Annotated in this window: 17 protein-coding genes; 6 read left to right on the top strand and 11 right to left on the bottom strand. The window is 61.6% G+C overall.

Annotated elements, in window-relative coordinates; genetic code table 11:
- Positions 1–56: 56 nt before the first annotated feature.
- Positions 57–1,292: an NAD(P)-binding domain-containing protein gene (locus tag HK108_RS01575; protein WP_181270414.1), complete on the top strand. Its 1,236-nt coding sequence runs from the start codon at positions 57–59 to the stop codon at positions 1,290–1,292.
- Here the strand turns inward: HK108_RS01575 and HK108_RS01570 are convergent.
- Positions 1,262–1,927, bottom strand: a complete 666-nt coding sequence (locus tag HK108_RS01570; protein ID WP_181270413.1) for a hypothetical protein — start codon at positions 1,925–1,927, stop codon at positions 1,262–1,264. The genes HK108_RS01575 and HK108_RS01570 overlap by 31 nt on opposite strands.
- Positions 1,928–2,029: 102 nt before the next feature.
- Between HK108_RS01570 and HK108_RS01565 the strand changes: the two genes are divergently transcribed.
- Positions 2,030–2,746, top strand: coding sequence for a PIG-L deacetylase family protein (locus HK108_RS01565; protein WP_139466901.1), 717 nt, complete (start codon positions 2,030–2,032; stop codon positions 2,744–2,746).
- A 147-nt stretch (positions 2,747–2,893) separates the two neighbouring features.
- Here HK108_RS01565 and tpx read toward each other — a convergent pair whose 3' ends face one another.
- The 7 genes from tpx to HK108_RS01530 form a co-directional block, all read right to left on the bottom strand.
- Positions 2,894–3,394 carry a thiol peroxidase gene (gene tpx / locus HK108_RS01560; RefSeq protein ID WP_181270412.1) on the bottom strand — a complete coding sequence of 167 codons (501 nt, stop codon included), beginning with the start codon at positions 3,392–3,394 and terminating at the stop codon, positions 2,894–2,896.
- A 139-nt stretch (positions 3,395–3,533) separates the two neighbouring features.
- On the bottom strand, positions 3,534–5,732 hold the full coding sequence (locus HK108_RS01555) for a bifunctional metallophosphatase/5'-nucleotidase (RefSeq protein WP_181270411.1): 2,199 nt from the start codon (positions 5,730–5,732) through the stop codon (positions 3,534–3,536).
- Between the two features lie 115 nt (positions 5,733–5,847).
- On the bottom strand, positions 5,848–6,855 hold the full coding sequence (locus tag HK108_RS01550; RefSeq protein ID WP_181270410.1) for a DUF368 domain-containing protein: 1,008 nt from the start codon (positions 6,853–6,855) through the stop codon (positions 5,848–5,850).
- A 44-nt stretch (positions 6,856–6,899) separates the two neighbouring features.
- On the bottom strand, positions 6,900–7,418 hold the full coding sequence (locus HK108_RS01545; protein ID WP_139466897.1) for a DinB family protein: 519 nt from the start codon (positions 7,416–7,418) through the stop codon (positions 6,900–6,902).
- 55 nt (positions 7,419–7,473) lie between these two features.
- A complete protein-coding gene (locus HK108_RS01540; protein WP_101544850.1) occupies positions 7,474–7,845 on the bottom strand; it encodes a VOC family protein in 372 nt (123 codons plus the stop codon).
- Between the two features lie 107 nt (positions 7,846–7,952).
- The gene (locus tag HK108_RS01535) at positions 7,953–8,771 is read right to left on the bottom strand and encodes a thioesterase family protein (protein WP_139466895.1); all 819 of its coding nucleotides are present in this window, start codon (positions 8,769–8,771) and stop codon (positions 7,953–7,955) included.
- A 42-nt stretch (positions 8,772–8,813) separates the two neighbouring features.
- Positions 8,814–9,029: a hypothetical protein gene (locus HK108_RS01530; RefSeq protein WP_139466894.1), complete on the bottom strand. Its 216-nt coding sequence runs from the start codon at positions 9,027–9,029 to the stop codon at positions 8,814–8,816.
- An 84-nt stretch (positions 9,030–9,113) separates the two neighbouring features.
- Between HK108_RS01530 and HK108_RS19040 the strand changes: the two genes are divergently transcribed.
- The gene (locus HK108_RS19040; RefSeq protein ID WP_308423760.1) at positions 9,114–10,091 is read left to right on the top strand and encodes a GNAT family N-acetyltransferase; all 978 of its coding nucleotides are present in this window, start codon (positions 9,114–9,116) and stop codon (positions 10,089–10,091) included.
- A gap of 75 nt (positions 10,092–10,166) precedes the next feature.
- Here the strand turns inward: HK108_RS19040 and HK108_RS01515 are convergent, their stop codons facing one another.
- Complete coding sequence (locus HK108_RS01515; RefSeq protein WP_181270409.1) at positions 10,167–12,362, bottom strand: S1 family peptidase; 2,196 nt, start codon at positions 12,360–12,362, stop codon at positions 10,167–10,169.
- A 267-nt stretch (positions 12,363–12,629) separates the two neighbouring features.
- Positions 12,630–14,570, bottom strand: a complete 1,941-nt coding sequence (locus HK108_RS01510; protein WP_181270408.1) for a S1 family peptidase — start codon at positions 14,568–14,570, stop codon at positions 12,630–12,632.
- A 246-nt stretch (positions 14,571–14,816) separates the two neighbouring features.
- Here HK108_RS01510 and HK108_RS01505 point away from each other — a divergent pair, with 246 nt between their 5' ends.
- The 3 genes from HK108_RS01505 to HK108_RS01495 are packed head-to-tail and all read left to right on the top strand — an operon-like array spanning position 14,817 to position 16,585.
- Positions 14,817–15,296, top strand: a complete 480-nt coding sequence (locus HK108_RS01505) for an META domain-containing protein (RefSeq protein ID WP_172169032.1) — start codon at positions 14,817–14,819, stop codon at positions 15,294–15,296.
- Positions 15,293–15,613 (top strand): META domain-containing protein, encoded by a 321-nt coding sequence (locus tag HK108_RS01500; protein ID WP_139466890.1) that lies wholly within the window; start codon positions 15,293–15,295, stop codon positions 15,611–15,613. The genes HK108_RS01505 and HK108_RS01500 overlap by 4 nt, the downstream gene beginning before the upstream one ends.
- Positions 15,614–16,585: a DUF808 domain-containing protein gene (locus tag HK108_RS01495; protein WP_139466889.1), complete on the top strand. Its 972-nt coding sequence runs from the start codon at positions 15,614–15,616 to the stop codon at positions 16,583–16,585.
- 82 nt (positions 16,586–16,667) lie between these two features.
- Here the strand turns inward: HK108_RS01495 and HK108_RS01490 are convergent, their stop codons facing one another.
- Entirely contained in the window at positions 16,668–17,597 is a 930-nt protein-coding gene (locus HK108_RS01490) for an ABC transporter substrate-binding protein (protein WP_172169026.1), read from the bottom strand.
- Positions 17,598–17,604 lie beyond the last annotated feature (7 nt).

Raw genomic sequence — 17,604 nt, 5'->3', positions numbered from 1 at the left:
ATCGCCCGGCCATGATCAGTGAGCCCTTGACTAGAGAAACCTGAAACAATGGCCCCATGGTGTGCCGAATCAACGAGCTCCTGATCGACTCTCATTGGCCTATCGTCATCATCGGCGCGGGCCAAGCCGGACTGTCCGCAGCACATTACCTGTGGCGCGACGGCCTCGCACCGGGCAAAGACTTCATCATCCTCGATGCCGGAGACGGCCCCGGTGGTGCCTGGCGAGAACGGTGGGACTCATTGACCCTGGGCACCACCAACCACATCTCCGACCTGCCTGGGTTTCCTCTCGGACGTCCCGACCCGAACGTCCCTGCCTCCGAGATCGTCTCCGACTACTACTCCCGGTTCGAACGCGAACTCGAACTCTGCGTCATCCGGCCGGCTGAAGTGGACACCGTCCGGTCCGAAGAACCCGGACAGGGACGATTCACCATCACAGCCACCGTCGACGGTGAACACGTGACGCTCTCCAGCGACTACCTCATCAACGCAACCGGCACGTGGACCCAGCCTTACGTCCCCTTCGTCCCCGGCATCGCGGAGTTCGAGGGCCACCAGCTGCATACCGTGAACTTCCGTGACGTCGAAGACTTCCGGGGACTGCGCACGCTCGTGGTCGGCGGCGGAATCTCCGCCACGCAGTTTCTCCTCGAACTCGCCGAAGTGACCGACACTCTTTGGGCCACACGCCGTCCCCCGAACTTCACGTCCAGGGACTTCGACGGCCAATGGGGACTTGAGGTCGAACGAGCCGTTCGCGAACGAACTCTGTCCGGTCTGGCCCCAGCCAGCGTCGTCCGCACGACTGGCCTGCCGATCCGCAGAGAGTTCCGGGAAGGAATCGACTCGGGAGTTCTGGTGTCTCGAGGCATGTTCGACCGCATCCTTCCCCACGGCGTCCACTTCCCCGGACTCGGCGACACCGAGCTTCCGACCACGTCGGAAGGCTTGGGTCCTTCGGCCAGCGACTACCTGGCGGTGCCCGAATCATGGGCGCCGTTCGACGAACCCCATGTCGAAGAGGTCGACGTGATCTTCTGGAACACCGGGTTCCGAGCAGCACTCAAACACCTTGCACCGCTGCGCCTGCGCACACCTGATGGCGGAATCTCCATGGAAACCGAGGTCGCGGTCAAAGACGATCCACGGCTGTTCCTCGTCGGCTACGGATCAGCCAGTTCCACGGTCGGCGCGACCAGGGCCGGGAGGATAGCGGCTCGAGAACTGCTCAAACGCATGTCTGGCAGTCGGCAGCCTCAGCGCAGGTCTGGGGCTTTGAGCACCTGATCGCCAAAGCGAACCGTCGGCAGCATCTGTCGGAACTGGTCTTGAGCCTCTGTGTCATCGGCTTGCGCAAGCATGTCGACGCTGACCTTGAAGAGTCGACCGTCGACAGATATTCCGGCAACTGCACCGAACATCACGGAGTCCTCTTTGTCGACAGCTCGCATGTCATCGGGTGCCAAGGTGCCGTGGAAGACCCAGTACTCTCCACCGCTGAGTGATCCGGTGGCCTCACTGGTCATGGACGATCCCGACGTGCTGAACATCCTCTCCCGCGCCTTGTCCACCAATTCTTGAGGTGACGACTCGTCGTCATCAATGCAGTTGACAGTGATGATCGCGCCAGAATCAGCTTCGTAGAGCCGATAGCCGTCGTAGCCGGACCCATCTGCCCAGTCGGCGCCCAAGGCCAAACTGACTTCGACGGGACATTGTCCGCCCAGGTCGACAGTGGTCTCGCTCATCCCGTTGGGAATCGTCGGGCCGGTTGCGGTCGGCGAAGGCGACTGTCCGTCGCCGATTCCCACATTCGCCGGTTTGGATCCCGCATCTTCGGAGCTGCTGACCTTGAACGCCGAACATCCGCTGAGAGTCAGGCCCAGGGCCAGCGTCACCGCTACGAGTGGTCTGTTCATCATTGTCTGCCTTCACTCGATCGGTGGGGTCCTCCACATCGTACCCAATCATCTGGTCGTCCCTGGTCTCTGGCGCAAGCGTCAACTGCCGCCTAGCCTGGACTCATGACTGAGATCCCGCTTTTCGATGACTCCGATATCAACCGTGTGCTCTGCGTGGTCGCCCACCCTGACGATATGGAATACGGGGGTTCGGCAGCCGTGTCGAAATGGACCGATGAGGGCAAAGAAGTCGCCTATCTTCTGCTCACCCGAGGGGAAGCAGGAATCCGGGACATGAGCCCGGAGGAAGTGGCACCGCTGCGCGCCGAGGAACAGCGTCGGGCGTGCAATATCGTCGGCGTCGACGATCTGGAGATCCTCGACTTCCCGGATGGTCTGCTGGAACCCACGCACGAGTTGCGTCGGGCAATCGCACGGAAGATCCGCGAGTTCCGCCCGAATGCGGTTGTCGTGACGACCTTCGACCTCCAGGTGCAATGGGGGCTCAATCATGTCGACCATCGCCATGCCGGCGTTGCCACCGTCGATGCAATTCGCGATGCGGACAATCCCTGGGTCTTCACCGATCTCAAGGATGAGGGACTGGAAGCGTGGAAGGCTGATCGGCTGCTCATCAATGGTGCCCAGCCCACTCACGCCGTGGCGCTCACTGCTGCGCACGTCGACCGTGGTGTGCGATCGCTTGAGGCGCACAAGGTCTATTTGGACGCCCTCAGCGATCATCCGGCGCCGAAGGATATGATCCCCGGCATTACCACGAGCGGTGGAGAACTCGCCGGCGTCGACTACGCCCTGCCGATCACAGTCGTCGATATGTGAGCACTTCGCCAATTGCTCCTTGTCAGCAGCCGGTGCTCCGAACCACTTCGACCGGCACGCTGCTGATAGAGAACAACCGGGTGGGACGCGTGTGCGTCCCACCCGGTTCGTATTTCACGAGTCAAACCTTCGACTCGCGGGAGAAGATCAGGCTTCCAGAGCTGCGATTGCCGAGTCGTAGTCGGGTTCGGTGGTGATCTCGTCAACGAGCTGCGTGTACGTCACGGTGCCCTTCTCGTCGAGGACGACAACGGATCGGGCGAGCAGACCAGCGAGCGGACCGTCGACCATGGTCACACCGAAATCCTTGCCGAACGAGCTGCGGAATCCCGACGCCGTCACGACGTTCTCGATGCCTTCAGCGCCGCAGAAGCGAGCCTGGGCGAACGGAAGGTCGTTGGACACGCAGAGAACAGTGGTGTTCTCCAGGCCGGAGGCGAGTTCGTTGAACTTGCGCACCGAGGCGGCGCACACTCCCGTATCGAGGCTGGGGAAGATGTTGAGCACGACACGCTTGCCCGAGTTGTCCTGTGAGTTCACATCACCGAGGTCGGCGCCGACGAGGCTGAATGCCGGGGCTTGTTCGCCCTTGGCGGGCAGTTCGCCGACGGTCTTGACCGGAGATCCCTGAAATGCTGTGTTGGCCATGCTTGACTCTCTCCTTCTTCAGAGCTGACTGCTGTCACCCTCACTCTACGTGAGACGGCTCCGAGGGGAACACGACGAACATGGACCGGACTTTCGCCGGCCCTCGGATTGATGAATCCCACAGATGGCCGACAGCCGCTCAGCGACGACGGCGGCGTGAGACGACCACGAGTGCCGAACCGAGTGCGATGATCGCAGCAGCGAGGCCGATGCTTGTGGCAAGCTCGAGGCCTGTCCGCGGCAGGTCGGCCCCGCCACCTGCACCGGTTGCCGAACCGTCAGCTTCACGGCCGTCGGCGTCGCCGCCGTCAGAATTGCCGTCCAATGCACTGTTCGTCGAGCCGTCGTTCTCGGATGTTGCTTCTCCGGCATTGTCCTCCCCGTCAGCGCTTCCGGAGCTCCCGGAACCCGCGCCGTCGGAGGCTCCAGCGGCATCGGACTCGGCTCCGGCGGACGCATTCGAGCCTGCCTCGGCAGTGGCTTCGCCGGAACTGTCGGAATCCACGCTGTCACCGGAATCGTCATCGTCTCCGCCTGGTGCACGGCTGCTGGTGACGACTTGCCAGTTCTCGTCGAAGAAATCGTCGGGGTCGACGATCTGCTTCTCCTCCGCCCAGTCGATGAGTGCCTGACGCACCTCGACCTGTTCGTTGTAAACCTCTTTGAGTCCGTCGACCGGGTAGCCACCTCCACCGGACTGACGATAGTTGTTGATGGCGAGGATGAACCGGTCATCGTCTCCGATTTCGCTGCCGTCGGCCAGCGTGAGGTTCTCGATCCTCTCCCCGGTCGGTTTGGAGACATTGATGTCGTAGTCGATTCCGGCAAGCGCATCGTAGTTGTAGTCCGGGATCGGAGATTCCGAGACTTCGTCGATCGCGTTCGTGCCGTCCACCGGGTCGAATTCGGCGCCTTCCTCGGTCTGCTTGAAATAGCGTGCCGAGAATTCGAGGTAGTCGCGCAGTTGAGCACCGTTGATCTCGACACCGGCAAGAGTGTTGTCGTAGACGTAGAGTCCTGCCACATCTCGGATCGTGATGTCGCCCGCCGGGAACTCTGCGGTGCGGCTGAAGGGTGATGCCTGCGAGATCACGGGAAGATCGGCATAGTCCGTTCCCTTCAGTCCTTCTTCAACCGTCTCGGTTTGGACATGGGAGATGAAGTCGAGGATGGCCGTGTCTTCGTAGTAGGAGGTCTTCGCCGACAGTGTTTCGGTGACCGATCCGATCTTCGTGTTCACGTAGTCGATCGTGGTCTGGTGCTGCTCATCGACAAGGTCATTGATCTCCTGGTCCTCAGCGACCTCCCCTTGTGTGGCAAGAGCGTCTGCGTGCGGCTCGGTCTCGCCCCAGTCCACGTGGTGGGTGTCAAGATTGATCGGCAGTCCCACCTCGGATACCGATCGCGCCCAATAGTTCGGTTGGGTGATGAGCACTTGGGTGCCGTCGTCACGGGTCACGACCTGACTGGGTTCGTTCTGATGAGTATGGCCGGCGACGAGGACATCAACTCCTGGCACTTTCGCTACCGAGGTGCTGACGTTCTCCTGCAGCTGGTCCGGATCCCAGCTCTGTCCCTTCGGATCTTTGCCAGAGTGGGACAGTACGACGATGACGTCTGCGCCCTTCTGTTTCATCTCGGGCACATACTTCTGTGCCGTCTCGACCGGATCGTCGAAGTGCACCTTCCCGGACAGGTTGTTCTTGTCCCAGATGCGGCTGCCGGGTGTGGTCACGCCGAGAACGCCGACGGTGATCGTCTCACCATCGACCTGCTTCTCCACCATCGCGTACGGGTCCAAATGGGTCTGTCCGTCGGCATCTGCGATGACATTGGCTCCGACCAGCGGAAAGTCGACCTGGTCGCGGTAGGTAGCCAGCAGATCGAGGCCATAGTTGAATTCGTGGTTGCCGACGACCTGTGCGTCGTATTCCAGGTGGTTAAAGGTCTTGGCCAATGGGTGGGTTTGGCCACTCGTCGTGATCGGTTCCTGTTTGGCGAAGTAGTAGGCCAAGGGATTGCCTTGGATGGTGTCGCCGTTGTCGACGAGGAGCACGGAATCGGCACCTTTGTCCTCACGCACTCCCTTGATGAGAGTCGAGGCTCGGGACATGCCCAGCTCCTCCCCTGCCGGGTAGGGCTTGTTCGCGAAATAGTCCCAATTGAGTACGTTGCCGTGAACGTCAGTCGTCGCCAACAGAGTCAGTTCTCCGGTTGTCGCCGCCTGAGAGTCGGCGGGGGCGTCGGCACTGCCGAGGCCAGTCGCGGAGGCGGCCGCGGGGCCGGTGACGATGAGAGCGAGGGCGAGTGTGGACGAGGTCAGGGTGCGCAGACGCATGAGTCTCCAGAGAACTGGTCAGAGAGGATGAAAGTGATCCAACTCTCTTACCCTAGTGGGCGCTGATCGTTTTCTGAATGGATCTTGAGAGAAATTTGCACAAACTCTCTTGCGTTCACGCTGTGGCGGAATCGGCTCTATCAGCCTCATCCTTCGCAGACGCAGATTTAGCCTCGACGATGATGAGGATGACGACGACGGCCGCGCCGAGGACCGCAAGCAGGATCGGACCGAGTACCGGATCGACGGGGGCCAGCAGGCCGCCCGCTCCGTGTTCTTCGCCGTCGGCGCCCACCTCTGCAGATGACTGCCACGGCCAGAGCGCGCGGAGGGAACCGAACATCAGTCCTGCCATGACGATGAGGGTCCACCACCGGTGGTTGTGCAGGAAGTATTTGAGAATGTTGACGAAGACCGCCAGGCCGAGGATCGCGCCGAGCATGAAGATTCCGAGGTACCCGAAATCGCGTGAGTCCACGGCCCGCAGAGTGGTCGAGTACATACCCACTGCCAGCAGGAAGAACGATCCGGACACTCCGGGCACGACGAGAGCGCAGATGGCGATAGAGGCGACGAAGAAGACGGCGATGAGCGGTGGATTCTCCACGTCTGCCCCACCTGCCAGACTCGTCATCCAGAATGCGAGAGCGGCGGCGACGATGAACGCCAGAACGCCGAGGAGCACGGGCTGTCGCGAGGAGCGTGCCGGCAACATCCTCAACGGCACCGCGATGCTGGCGGAGACCAGGCCGAAGAACAGACCCCGGGAGAGTTCGGGGTTGCTGGTGACGAAGCTTTCCATGACACCGGCGATGGTGAACACTGCCGCGGCCATGCCCAACAGAACGGGGATGACGAGGAACCAGTCGGTGCGCCGCAGTTCCGCCAGAGCCCCCGCCGCACGGTTCGGTCCTGTCACGAGAGTCTTCGCGGCCGAAACGACGTGAGATGCGGAGTCGATGAGCTGGTCGTAGACGCCGGTGACCAAGGCGATGGTTCCGCCGGAGACCCCGGGGACGAGTTCCGCGCTGCCGATGAGAAAGCCCCGGATCAGGTCGAGCGGGAGGAGTGCTTTGGATCTCTTCGGCGCAGCGGCGGTATCGGTCGGCGGGGTGTTCGTCATACTTTCCAGCCTATTAGATCCACCGGGCGCCGATGAGGTGCGACTCAGTCGCCGATCTCACCATCGATGTCTTCGCGGAGGATGTCCGCATGACCTGCGTGACGAGCGTACTCTTCGATGAGATGAATGAGGATCCATCGGACGTTGAACTTCTCTCCGTCACGGTCTCCTCGTTCGGTGAGCGTGTCGAGGTCGGCCACCTCGGTGAGGATTTCACGGGACTTCTCACAGGCCTGCTCGTGGTCCGCCAGGAGCTCGTCCGCGGTCATCCCTGACGCAGACTCGAAGTCCCAATCACGGTCGCTGTTCCAGTCGACGCTCGACCACGGCTCCCCCAGGTCCCGGCCCTGCAGCACTTCGACGAACCAGCTCTCCTCGACGAGCGTGAGATGGCGGAGGATGCCGCCGATCGTCAGAGACGATGAGGCCACGGTGTGGTCGAGCTGCTCGGGCGTCAGCCCATCGACCTTGCGTCTGACCACCTGTCGGAAGTACTCGACGAATTCTTCGAGCCCACGACGTTCGTTCGGGGAGTTGCTCGGATCGGTCAATGGCAGGGTCATGCTGAGCCTCTCTGATCATGCAGACGGCCTGATGTTCGAACCAGGTGTATGAGGCTCAGTCTAGTTTTCGCCGACCGATGTCGAAGAGATTTCCTTCGGGATCTTTCAGAGTCGTCCATTCGATCCCATATTCGTCGAAAGACGCGAGCTTATGTGCACCCAAGGAGACCGCGCGGTCGACGTCCGCCGGATAGTGCGGATCGTCGAGGTCGATGTGCAGCGGGTTCTTCCCCTCTGCCCGTTCGTCGACCTTGAGGAAAAGCATTCCCGGGGTCGGTGACTCGCTGTTGTGAACTCCCCCGATGCTCGCAACGAACTCGTTGGCGCCGGGATCGATGTCGGCACCGAGGAGGTCTGCCCAGAAGATCGATTGTGCTTCCACATCGAGGCAGTCGAAGGTGATGCTCAAAGATGCCAGCGACGCCATGAGCGCGGTCCTTTCGCAGTCGGATAGGTGTTGATCCGACTCTAGAGCACCCCACAGACATGACAAGTCGAAGGCGTCATCGTCGGTTATCCGCCGTCATCGTCGCGTCACCCGCGGGGCTGGCGCGCCAACTGCCGCGACTGAGCGACGAGGCGACCGGCCGAGTCCCACAGTTCGCAGTCCTCTTCGAACATTCCGCCCGCGATGTTCCGAGTGTACAGTCGCGCGCTGATCCAGCCGGGAGCGGGCAGGGCGCGGACGTGTGCGGTCAGTTCCATCGTCGGCGCCCAGTTGAAGCGACCGAGGTCGAACATCACCGGCGGAAACGAGTCGAGGAAAGTCAGCAATGACAGCGGGTCCGGGTCGGTCCCGTCGATGAGCCGAATCCAACCTTGCAGCACTCCACGACCACTGGGTTTGCCGACCGCGAATCCTGCGGTGGCCGGGTCGAGGCGCATATCGAACCGTTCGATAAGCGGCGCCGCCTTCTTGAAGTCCTCGCTGGCTTCGGCGACACCGACGCATTCTTCCGGTGGGGGCAGCTGGGGCGGCGTGGCTGTCGTGCCGACATCGTCGGGAAGGTCGCCGAGGTTGCCCATCGTCGCCATCGCCGAGATCGTCGGTGCCCCGTTCTGGGAGAGTTCGATGCCGTAGCTCGCCGTCGATCGGCCTTCGCGCAGTGTGCGCGTGGAGATGTCGACCGGACCTTCTCTGCTCGGTCCGAGATAGAAGGTGGAGATGACGAGGGGGTCCGGGGTGCTCGGGTTGACGGCCCGCAGGGCTTGTCCGGCGACTCCGAGGAGGTAGCCTCCATTCACGGCTCCGGCGACTTTCCAGCCGGCGTCGAGGTCGGCGGTAAAGCTGTGGTCGCCTTGGCGGGTGACTGCGGTGGCCTGTGAAAACTCACTGACGGTCGATTGACTCATGTCACATACAGTACCAACAACTGAACGAACGTCCAGCCAGATTCAATGCCGACCGGACTGTCGTTCGTTGCCGTGACGATAGTGACCTGTTGCCCGTGCCAACAGCTGCTGGTCGGTGTCGTCATCTCGGCCGAGTTTGGGAATGAGCGCGGCAACCTTCTTTCCGCCGAGCTCCATGACGGTGCGGCCGCCTCGGCGAATGAAGAGGATTCCGGATTTGGTGATTTGGTAGTCGAATGGATCGTCTTCAAGGCTCATGTCTGGACTCCTTCGTCGGGCGCACCTCGTCGCTTTCATCTCTGCGTTGAGTTGCTGTGAGCGCTCACCGATTAGTCTAAGCGCATGAGTGTGAAGCTGACCCGGGTCGATCCACATGGCTGCGACGATCATGATCTGACTGAGTTCTACACCACGGAAGAGTTCCCTTTCCACGCCAGGCTGTCTCGCTGGTCGGCAGAAGAAGTCCGCCAACGGATTGCGGACGGCTATTTCATCAGCGAGGAGACCAAGACGTTCTGGCTCGTTCACAGCGAGCTGGGCCGGATCGGCATCGTCCGTCTGGAGGATCTTCGTGACGAGACGCCGATGTTCGACCTCCGATTAGCTTCGCGATTTCGAGGTCGGGGCCTCGGCGTTGAGGCATTGACCGCCATTACCGCTCATGTCTTTTCCACCACGGGAGCGATTCGACTCGAGGGTCAGACGCGCGAAGACAATCACGCCATGAGGGCGGTCTTCGACCGGGCAGGCTGGACGAAAGAAGCTCACTATCGCCGCTCGTGGCCTGTAATCGGCAGCGATCCGCTGGATTCGGTCGGCTATGCGATCCTGCGCGAGGAATGGGAGACAGGCGTCGTCCATGAGCTGCACTGGCATGATCGACGTCATTTCCGTGAGCAGACTCGTGCCGGGATCACGTATTCGTCGAATACTCCGCCATCGTGCAGTGAGATGCTCGCGCTCTACAACTCAGTCGGATGGTCGGCGTACACGAACGCCCCGGAACGACTGGTCCGCAGTGTCCTCAATTCTTCGCACGTGGTTTGTGCTCACCAGGCAGAGCTGCTCGTCGGATTGGCGCGCGTGGTCAGCGACTTCGGAACACTTGTCTACCTCCAAGATGTCCTGGTCGCTCCAGGAATGCAGCGGCGCGGCATCGGGGCTGAACTCGTCGCTCGCGTCCTCGAACCTTTCGCCGATGTCCGACAGACCGTCCTGCTCACCGACGCCGATCCCGGACTGGCTGAGTTCTACACGTCGCTCGGCTTCAGCGAAGCCGCCCCGTCTGCAGGGGCGGCGGTCCGTGCTTTCGTCCGATGACGTGAAAGTGCCCCTGGCCAGAAGGCCAGGGGCACTTTCTCTCAGTCGGTCAACGAGTGACCGTCAGAGTGTGTTTCAGTTGTTCTTCTTGCGACGCATGGTCAGAACAACAGCGGCTCCACCGACGAGGAGCAGTCCGGCTCCGGCGGCCAGGCCGGTCAGCTCGGCACCGGTGCGAGGCAGATCAGATCCGCCGCCGTCACCGTTTCCATCATCGTTGCCGTTGTCGTCACCATCGTTGCCGCCGCCGTTGCCGTCTTCGTCGGCAACAACCTGGAAGGAGCCGGTGAGGGCCTCTTCGTCTTCGGTGTCGTTGGCGCCGGTGACCTGAACGTCGTACTTACCGAGGTAGGCCTCGGGGTTCGAAGCGCTGGTGCCGTAGATCGAGAATCCGACGACTCCCTCAGCGTTGGCAGTCTGCGTCATCTCGTAGTCCTTGACGCCTTCAGGCCCGTCGACAACCTTGAGGGTCACTTTCTCTCCCTCTTCGAAGCCTTCAGCCGTGATCTGCACGCCCTTGTCTTCCTTCACGAAGTCCGAAGCAGCGATCTCCTTCGGCTCGACAGTCAGCTTGCGCTCGGCCTCTGCAGCCCGAACAGTCACCGTGAAGTTAGTGGCTTCCGAGGTCTGTCCGTTAGCTGTGACCGTAGCGGAGTAGGCGTATTCGCCAGCTTCAGCAGGAGCCTCGGTGGAGAAGTTTCCATCAGCATCGGTCTTGACCGTGACGCTGCCCTCAGCCGGTGCGGCCTGGGCCTGAGCGGAACCTGCCTGGGCATCGCCAGCGGGCTTCCAGGTCAGCTTGACGTCAGCGTTCGGAGCAGCCTTGCCGGTGATCTTTCCGCCTTCAACGACTGTCTGGTCTCCGACCTTGGGAGCTTCAAGCTTCTCGTCACCGTCGGCGTCGGAATCGGCCTTGTCATCCTTGCCATCGGCTGAGGAGGAAGCATCGGCATTGTCGCCATCGGCGGCAGCGGAAGCGTCAGCCTCTGCTCCGTCTGCGTCGGCCGAAGCTTCAGCGTCGTCGCCTTCCGCAGCGGACGAAGCATCAGCTTCCTTGGCGTCGGCGTCAGCGTTGTCGGAAGCGTTTGCGTCGTCTCCCTCGGCAGCGGCCGAAGCATCTGCATCTTCACCGTCGGCAGCAGCGGAAGCGTCAGCTTCTGCCTCATCATCACCCGGAGGCTCTTCGTTAGGATCAGTGAACGAGATCGACTGTCCGGACTTCTCGAGCGAGTAGTCGAGGTCGGCTACCCAGCTGAAGTCGATCTCCTGACCGTTCTCGTCCTCTGCAGGACCGCCGCCGGAGATGACGCCGACTGCAGTGTCTCCCTGGAAGACGCCGCCACCGGAATCGCCGGGCGCGGAGAACGGCTTGCCGGACGGTGCCTTAACACCGAAACCATGGACGAAGCGTCCGCTGACGTTGACGAAGTCGAACTGCTCGTTGTAGGCAGTCCATGTCTCGTTCTCGGTCAGTCCGGTCGTCCGGCCGGCCTTCTGAACGGTACCTTCGCTGTGAGCGCCGACCTTGGTGATATCAGTGGCGAGCTTCGCAGCCAGATCGTCGTCTCCGGCGGTCGACCAGTCAGTCACACCTGTCTTGACGTTGTACTTCGAAGCATCGACATTGATGACCGCGAAGTCGATATCGTCGTCATTGGGCTGAGCGTCTGAACCCGGAGGAACCAGTTCGCCGCCGAACTTGTTGTAACCCCAGCTGCCGATGACGCCGAGTCCGGTCTGCTTGAATCCCTCTCCACCGACCGCAGGAGCAGTGGAAGGCTGTTCGGTCTCGTCGACCGTCGTGTCGCCCTCAAATTCCCCGCTCTGCTCGTTGATGATCTTCGCGCAGTGACCAGCGGTGAGCACGATCGGCTTTCCATCAGCATCCCAACCGGAGAATCCGGTTGAACAGGCTCCGCCGCCCTCGCCTGCCTTGACGAGGTAACCTGCGCCGCCAACCAAGTCGTTGCCGGCATAGGCCTTCAGCTCTTTGACTCCCTCAACGACCTTGACGTTCGAGAAATCCTGCTCAAGCTTCTTTGTTGTCTTGTCGGCCTTTTCAACACCGATGGTGAGCTTGCCGTTCTTGGCGCCGTATGCGTTGACACCGGACGCCTTGTCCAGAGTCTTCTGCACAGCCGCATCGCTCTGCACATTCAGCTTCTGCGGACCGTTGTCAGCGACGGCCGGAGAAGCAGCGAACGCTCCGCCCAGGCCGAGCGCCGTTGCCGCTGTGAGCGCCAGCGAACTCTGTACGAGTTTCTTCTGCATAAGTTGTTGTCTCTCTGTTCTGAGGGATCAATGTCACAAGTTGATGACCTAAGTCACGATAAGGTTACGGGGCGCACTCAGTGACTACCAAAAAAGTAGGCCGAAGACTGTGAACTTAATGTACGAAACTTCAGTAGATGTATACAAAGAGACTTGCTGTTATCGCCTCTAGGCAGTCGCCATGAATAGACGATGCCCCCGGTCAGAAGACCGGGGGCATCGTCAGTGTCAGTTCGCCAGACCGTCAGACGGCCGGCATCACAGCACTCAGTTGTTGTTCTTGCGACGCATGGTCAGAACGACCGCGGTTCCGCCCACGAGGAGCAGTCCGGCTCCGGCGGCCAGGCCGGTCAGCTCGGCACCGGTGCGCGGCAGGTCAGAACCGCCGTCACCGTTTCCGTCATCGTCGTTTCCGTCGCCGGCTCCGCCGTCGGCATTGCCGTCGTCGTTGTTGCCGTCATCGTCTCCGCCGGATCCGCCGCCGGAACCGTCTTCGTCAGCGACTACCTCGAACGTACCGGTCAGTGCCGACTCGTCCTCGGTATCGTTGGCGCCGGTAACCTCGACGTCGTACTTACCGAGGTAGGCCTCGGCGTTCTCGGCGCTGGTGCCGTAGATCGAGAATGCGGCGGCACCGTTCTCATTGGCGGTCTCGTCCAGCTTGATGCCCTCGACGCCTTCAGGCCCGTTGGCAACTTCGAGGTTGACCTTCTCGCCCTCGTCGAAGCCCTTAACCGTGATCGTCACGCCCTTGTCTTCCTTCACGAAGTCGGACGCGACGATCTCTTTGGGGTCGACGCTGATCTCACGCTCGGCAGGAGCGGGAGTCTCGGACTCGTCCTTCTCAACGGTCACATCGAATTCGGTCGTCTTGGATTCCTGTCCGTCAACGATCGCCGTCGCAGTGAAGTTGTAGTCGCCTTCGGCCTTGGGGCCCTCGACGGAGAAGTTTCCGTCCTTGTCAGCCGTGACGGTCTCAGAACCGTTCTCGGCTGCCTGAGCACCTTCAGCGGGTTCCCACTTGACCTCGACCTTGGCGCCAGCCTCGGCCTTGCCCTTGACCTTGCCCTCAGGCTCGATGGTCTGGTCTTCGGCCTTCGGAGCGGCAGGTGCCTCAGGGGTCTCCTCACCCGGCTTCTTGAGGTTGAAGTCCGTGCCGGACTCCTCGAGCGAGTGGTCCAGGTCGGCAACCCAGGTGAACGAGGTGTTCGCATCGAGGTCGCCGCCGCCGGAGATGACACCCACGGCGGTGCTGCCCTGGTAGACGCCGCCGCCGGAGTCGCCCGGCTGGGAGAAGGGCTTGTCGATCGGCGCGGTCACGCCGAATCCGTGGACCCAACGACCGCCGACATTCTGGTAGTCGAAGTCGTACTCCGAGCGGGGCAGAACTTCGCCGTCGGTCTTACCGGTGGTGCGACCGGACTTGCTGATGGCGCCGTCCTTGTGCGCACCGACCTCGGTGATCTCGGTGGTCGACTTGGCCAGATCGTCCGAATCGGCGGTCGACCAGTCGGTGATGCCGTTCTTGACGTTGTACTTCGACTCGTCGACGTTGATGACGGCGAAGTCGATGTCGGACTCGCTGGGCTCAGGCCACTTGTTCTGGTCGGCGCCCTCGAGGAGGTCGCCGCCGAAGTTGTGGAAGCCCCACTTGCCGATGACGCCGCTGCCGGAGGCCTGGAAGCCTTCGCCGCCGTTGGCCTCGGAGATTGAGGGCTTCTCGGTCTGATCGACAGTGGTGTCGCCGTCGAACTCGTTGGTCTGCTCGTTGATGATCTTCGAGCAGTGACCGGCGGTCAGGACGACGGGCTTGCCGTCTCCGTCCCAGCCGGAGAAACCGGTCGAGCAGGCCCCGCCGCTCTCGCCGGCCTTGACCAGGTAGCCGGCACCGCCGACGAGATCATTCTTCGCATAGGGCTTCAGTTCCTTGACGCCCTCGGTGACCTTGATGTTCTGGTACTTCTTTTCGAGCTTCTTGATCTCGTCGGTCTTCTTGGCAACGCCGATGCTGAGCTCGCCGCCGTCGGTGCCGTAGGCGTTGACGCCTTCGATACCGGAAAGTGCCTTCTGGACGTGAGCTTCACTCTGAAGGTCCAGCTTCTGCGGGGCGTTGTCAGCCATCGCCGGTGAGGCGACGAGCGCGCCGCTCAGGCTCAGCGCCGCAGCGGCGCTGATCGCCAGTGAACTCTGCACGAGTTTCTTCTGCATAAGGTTGATTCCCTTGATCGTTGTCGATGCTTCGATTGCCCGACCCCGTCAACAGGCTTCGCCGCGACTCGGCGGTTCATGCTTCCGGTGTCAGATTTCCAACCGTGTGAAAGGTTACGGTTTGATCACGACGCAATGCAAGAACCATCAATGTCGCAGGTGAACACAACTTACAGAAGTCGGACTACACAAGCTGTCCTGTGTTCTTCCAGGTCGCTCGAAAACGGTGCCGTTATGATCAGGGGCATGCCGAACCACACAAAGCTTCGCCCCCTGGCCTCCGTAAGACCCGCCTCGAGGCTCGCGCTCGGACTCGCGGCCCTTGCTCTCACTCTGCCGCTGGCAGCCTGTGATACCGGCAACGACCCCCGAAACCCCAGCTCCCCCTCCCCCACCGAGTCCAGCGAAACCACGTCTCCCAGCGACGACGCCTCCAAGCTCGATCCCACCGGTAAATGGACCTCACCGGAGAAGGGCGACCCGTTCCTCGAATTCTCTGACGACGGCTCGCTCGAAGGCTCTGACGGCTGCAACGCGATCGTCACGAGCTGGAAGGTCAAAGGCGACGAGATCACCATCGACTCCTTCATGTCGACCCAGAAAGCCTGCGCTGGCGTCGACACCTGGCTGAGCAAAGCCTCAACGGCGACTATCGAAGGCGATGTCATGAAGGTCAAAGACAGCAACGGGAAAGTCATCGGCGGACTGGAAAAGGACGACAAATGACACAGGAACTCATCGGCCGCTGGACGGCCGAGACGAACGAGCGGGCCTTCCTCGAGTTCACCGAGGACGGCTCACTGCACGGCAGCGACGGCGCCAACAACCTTATGACCTCATGGTCGGCCGAGCCCGAGGGTTTGATGATCAAGTCCTCGATGATGACGCTCAAAGCCGCTCCCGGAATGGTCACCTGGGTTCCCAAAGCCAGGAGAGTCGAACCCGACGGCGACCGTCTGCACCTCTTCGACGCTGCCGAGAACCACCTCGGCGACCTTCATCGTCAGCTGCCCGGCCCAACTCACAAGCTCGGCGGTCGTTAGATGGCCGGAGGTCTGATCGCACTCCTCGACGATGTGGCCGCACTCGTCAAACTCTCGGCTGCCAGCCTCGACGATGTCGCCGCAGGTGCGTCACGAGCCGGTGCGAAGGCGGCTGGGGTCGTCATCGACGATGCCGCGGTGACGCCGAAGTTCGTCGAAGGAGTGGACCCCAAACGCGAGCTTCCGATCATCCAGCGCATCGCTTTGGGCTCCCTGTTCAACAAGCTCGTCATCATCCTCCCGATCATTCTCCTGCTCAGCCAGTTTCTGCCCTGGCTCCTCACTCCGCTGCTCATGATCGGCGGCACCTACCTCTGCTATGAGGGTGCCGAGAAGGTCTTCGAGAAGCTCGGCTGGATCGCCCACCACGAGAAGGACACCCCGGCCGCCGAACAGTCGACCGATGGCAAGGCGGCAGAGAAGAAGGTCGTGCGATCGGCCATCACCACCGATTTCGTCCTCAGCTGCGAGATCATGGTCATCGCCCTCAACGAGGTGGCCGCCGAATCCCTGACCAGCCGTGCCGTCATCCTCGCCGTCGTCGGCGTTGCGATCACCGTCGGCGTCTACGGTGTCGTCGCACTCATTGTGAAGATGGATGACATCGGTCTGCATATGGCGAAGAAGGACTCACCCGGGCAGCAGAAGTTCGGTCGGTTCCTCGTCGGAGCGATGCCGAAGCTACTCGCTCTGCTCTCTGTCGTGGGCACCTTCGCCATGCTGTGGGTCGGAGGACACATCATCCTCGTCGGCACCGATGAGCTCGGCTTCCACGCCCTCTACGGCTTTGTCCACCACCTCGAAGAGCCGGTCGCTGCGATCGCGGTCATCGGCGCCTTCCTGGGTTGGCTGGTCAACACGTTCTTCTCCCTCATCCTCGGTGCGATCTGGGGAGGCATCGTCGTCGGCGTGATCTTCGGAGTCAAAGCGCTCGTGAAGAAGGACGGCAAGAAGGACACTGCTACCGCCTGAGCTGCGGCGGCGTCCCTTGTCGCTCGGGTTCCGGGCTCCGTGAGTTGGGTTGGGCCGGTGAGAGAAGGGCTGGCCCGGTCGCCTACTTTTTGAGCATGTCCTCGATGCCGCTGTCGGTCACCAGCCAGTCGAGGCTGGCCGGGCTGGCGGCATTGACGGCGGTCGCGAATTCGGCGTCGATGAAGGCTGCGGTGCCGTTCTTCACCGACGGCAGCGAGTCATAGCTCGGATTGTCAACGACCTGCTTCTTCCCGTCGTCGTCCATGGCCCACACGAAAAGGTAGTCTGCGTCGAGCTCGTCGAGGTTCTCGGCCGAGAGAGTGAACTTGTTGATCTCTTCAGGCGTCTGGTGCTGCCCGGGTTTGAGGCCGAAGAGTTCCAGCGGTGCGGCGTTACCGAAATAGATCCCTTCGGCCCGCGGCGAGATCAGCTGATATGACTTCCCGTCGACCCCGAGGTCGGCACCGACGGCTTCGAGCTTGTCTTTCGTCGTGTCGATCAGTTTCTCTGCCTCATCAGACTTCCCCAGAGCTTCGCCGACCTGTTCGGTCATCTCATCCCAGTCGGGATTCGCCGACTCCGTGTCCGGAATGATCACCGGAGCGATGTCGGAGAGCTGCTCGTAGGTGGAGTCGTCGGCGATATTCCAGGGTGCTGCGAAGATGACATCCGGTTCGTATTCCGCGATCTTCTCGAGGTTCGGCGCATATTCGGCGTTGATGAGCGAATCGTCCGCGACATCGTCGGTGACGCCCTTCTGCCACGGCATGATCTGGTCTTTCGTGGATGCAACGGCGACCGGTGTCACGCCCATTCCCGCAGCCGCGTCAGCGGCAGGCGAATTGAGGACGACGACGTTCTTCGCACCAGCCGGGACTTCGACCTCCCCCTTGAGAGTGTCGACCGTGACCGAGTCGGCGTTGTCCGCCGCCTCATCGGTTCCGCCGCATCCTGCCAGCAGCAGCGTCGAGGCCGCCAGCACCGAGATGACTCCGAGAGCGGTCCTTGTCATTAGGGTT

The sequence above is a fragment of the Brevibacterium sediminis genome (genome assembly GCF_013623905.1).
Lineage (GTDB): Bacteria > Actinomycetota > Actinomycetes > Actinomycetales > Brevibacteriaceae > Brevibacterium > Brevibacterium sediminis.
The sequence above is the reverse complement of the archived record's forward strand: the minus strand, read 5'-3'. Positions and strand labels throughout refer to the sequence as shown.

Bases quoted from the DNA above. Each gene is read 5' to 3' on its own strand.
- HK108_RS01570 (WP_181270413.1), bottom strand. From the start codon at position 1,927: ATGATGAACAGACCACTCGTAGCGGTGACGCTGGCCCTGGGCCTGACT.
- HK108_RS01540 (WP_101544850.1), bottom strand. From the start codon at position 7,845: ATGGCGTCGCTGGCATCTTTGAGCATCACCTTCGACTGCCTCGATGTG.
- HK108_RS01545 (WP_139466897.1), bottom strand. From the start codon at position 7,418: ATGACCCTGCCATTGACCGATCCGAGCAACTCCCCGAACGAACGTCGT.
- HK108_RS01555 (WP_181270411.1), bottom strand. From the start codon at position 5,732: ATGCGTCTGCGCACCCTGACCTCGTCCACACTCGCCCTCGCTCTCATC.
- HK108_RS01535 (WP_139466895.1), bottom strand. From the start codon at position 8,771: ATGAGTCAATCGACCGTCAGTGAGTTTTCACAGGCCACCGCAGTCACC.
- HK108_RS19040 (WP_308423760.1), top strand. From the start codon at position 9,114: ATGAGTGTGAAGCTGACCCGGGTCGATCCACATGGCTGCGACGATCAT.
- HK108_RS01575 (WP_181270414.1), top strand. From the start codon at position 57: ATGGTGTGCCGAATCAACGAGCTCCTGATCGACTCTCATTGGCCTATC.
- HK108_RS01530 (WP_139466894.1), bottom strand. From the start codon at position 9,029: ATGAGCCTTGAAGACGATCCATTCGACTACCAAATCACCAAATCCGGA.
- HK108_RS01565 (WP_139466901.1), top strand. From the start codon at position 2,030: ATGACTGAGATCCCGCTTTTCGATGACTCCGATATCAACCGTGTGCTC.
- HK108_RS01510 (WP_181270408.1), bottom strand. From the start codon at position 14,570: ATGCAGAAGAAACTCGTGCAGAGTTCACTGGCGATCAGCGCCGCTGCG.
- HK108_RS01500 (WP_139466890.1), top strand. From the start codon at position 15,293: ATGACACAGGAACTCATCGGCCGCTGGACGGCCGAGACGAACGAGCGG.
- tpx (WP_181270412.1), bottom strand. From the start codon at position 3,394: ATGGCCAACACAGCATTTCAGGGATCTCCGGTCAAGACCGTCGGCGAA.
- HK108_RS01515 (WP_181270409.1), bottom strand. From the start codon at position 12,362: ATGCAGAAGAAACTCGTACAGAGTTCGCTGGCGCTCACAGCGGCAACG.
- HK108_RS01550 (WP_181270410.1), bottom strand. From the start codon at position 6,855: ATGACGAACACCCCGCCGACCGATACCGCCGCTGCGCCGAAGAGATCC.
- HK108_RS01495 (WP_139466889.1), top strand. From the start codon at position 15,614: ATGGCCGGAGGTCTGATCGCACTCCTCGACGATGTGGCCGCACTCGTC.
- HK108_RS01505 (WP_172169032.1), top strand. From the start codon at position 14,817: ATGCCGAACCACACAAAGCTTCGCCCCCTGGCCTCCGTAAGACCCGCC.
- HK108_RS01490 (WP_172169026.1), bottom strand. From the start codon at position 17,597: ATGACAAGGACCGCTCTCGGAGTCATCTCGGTGCTGGCGGCCTCGACG.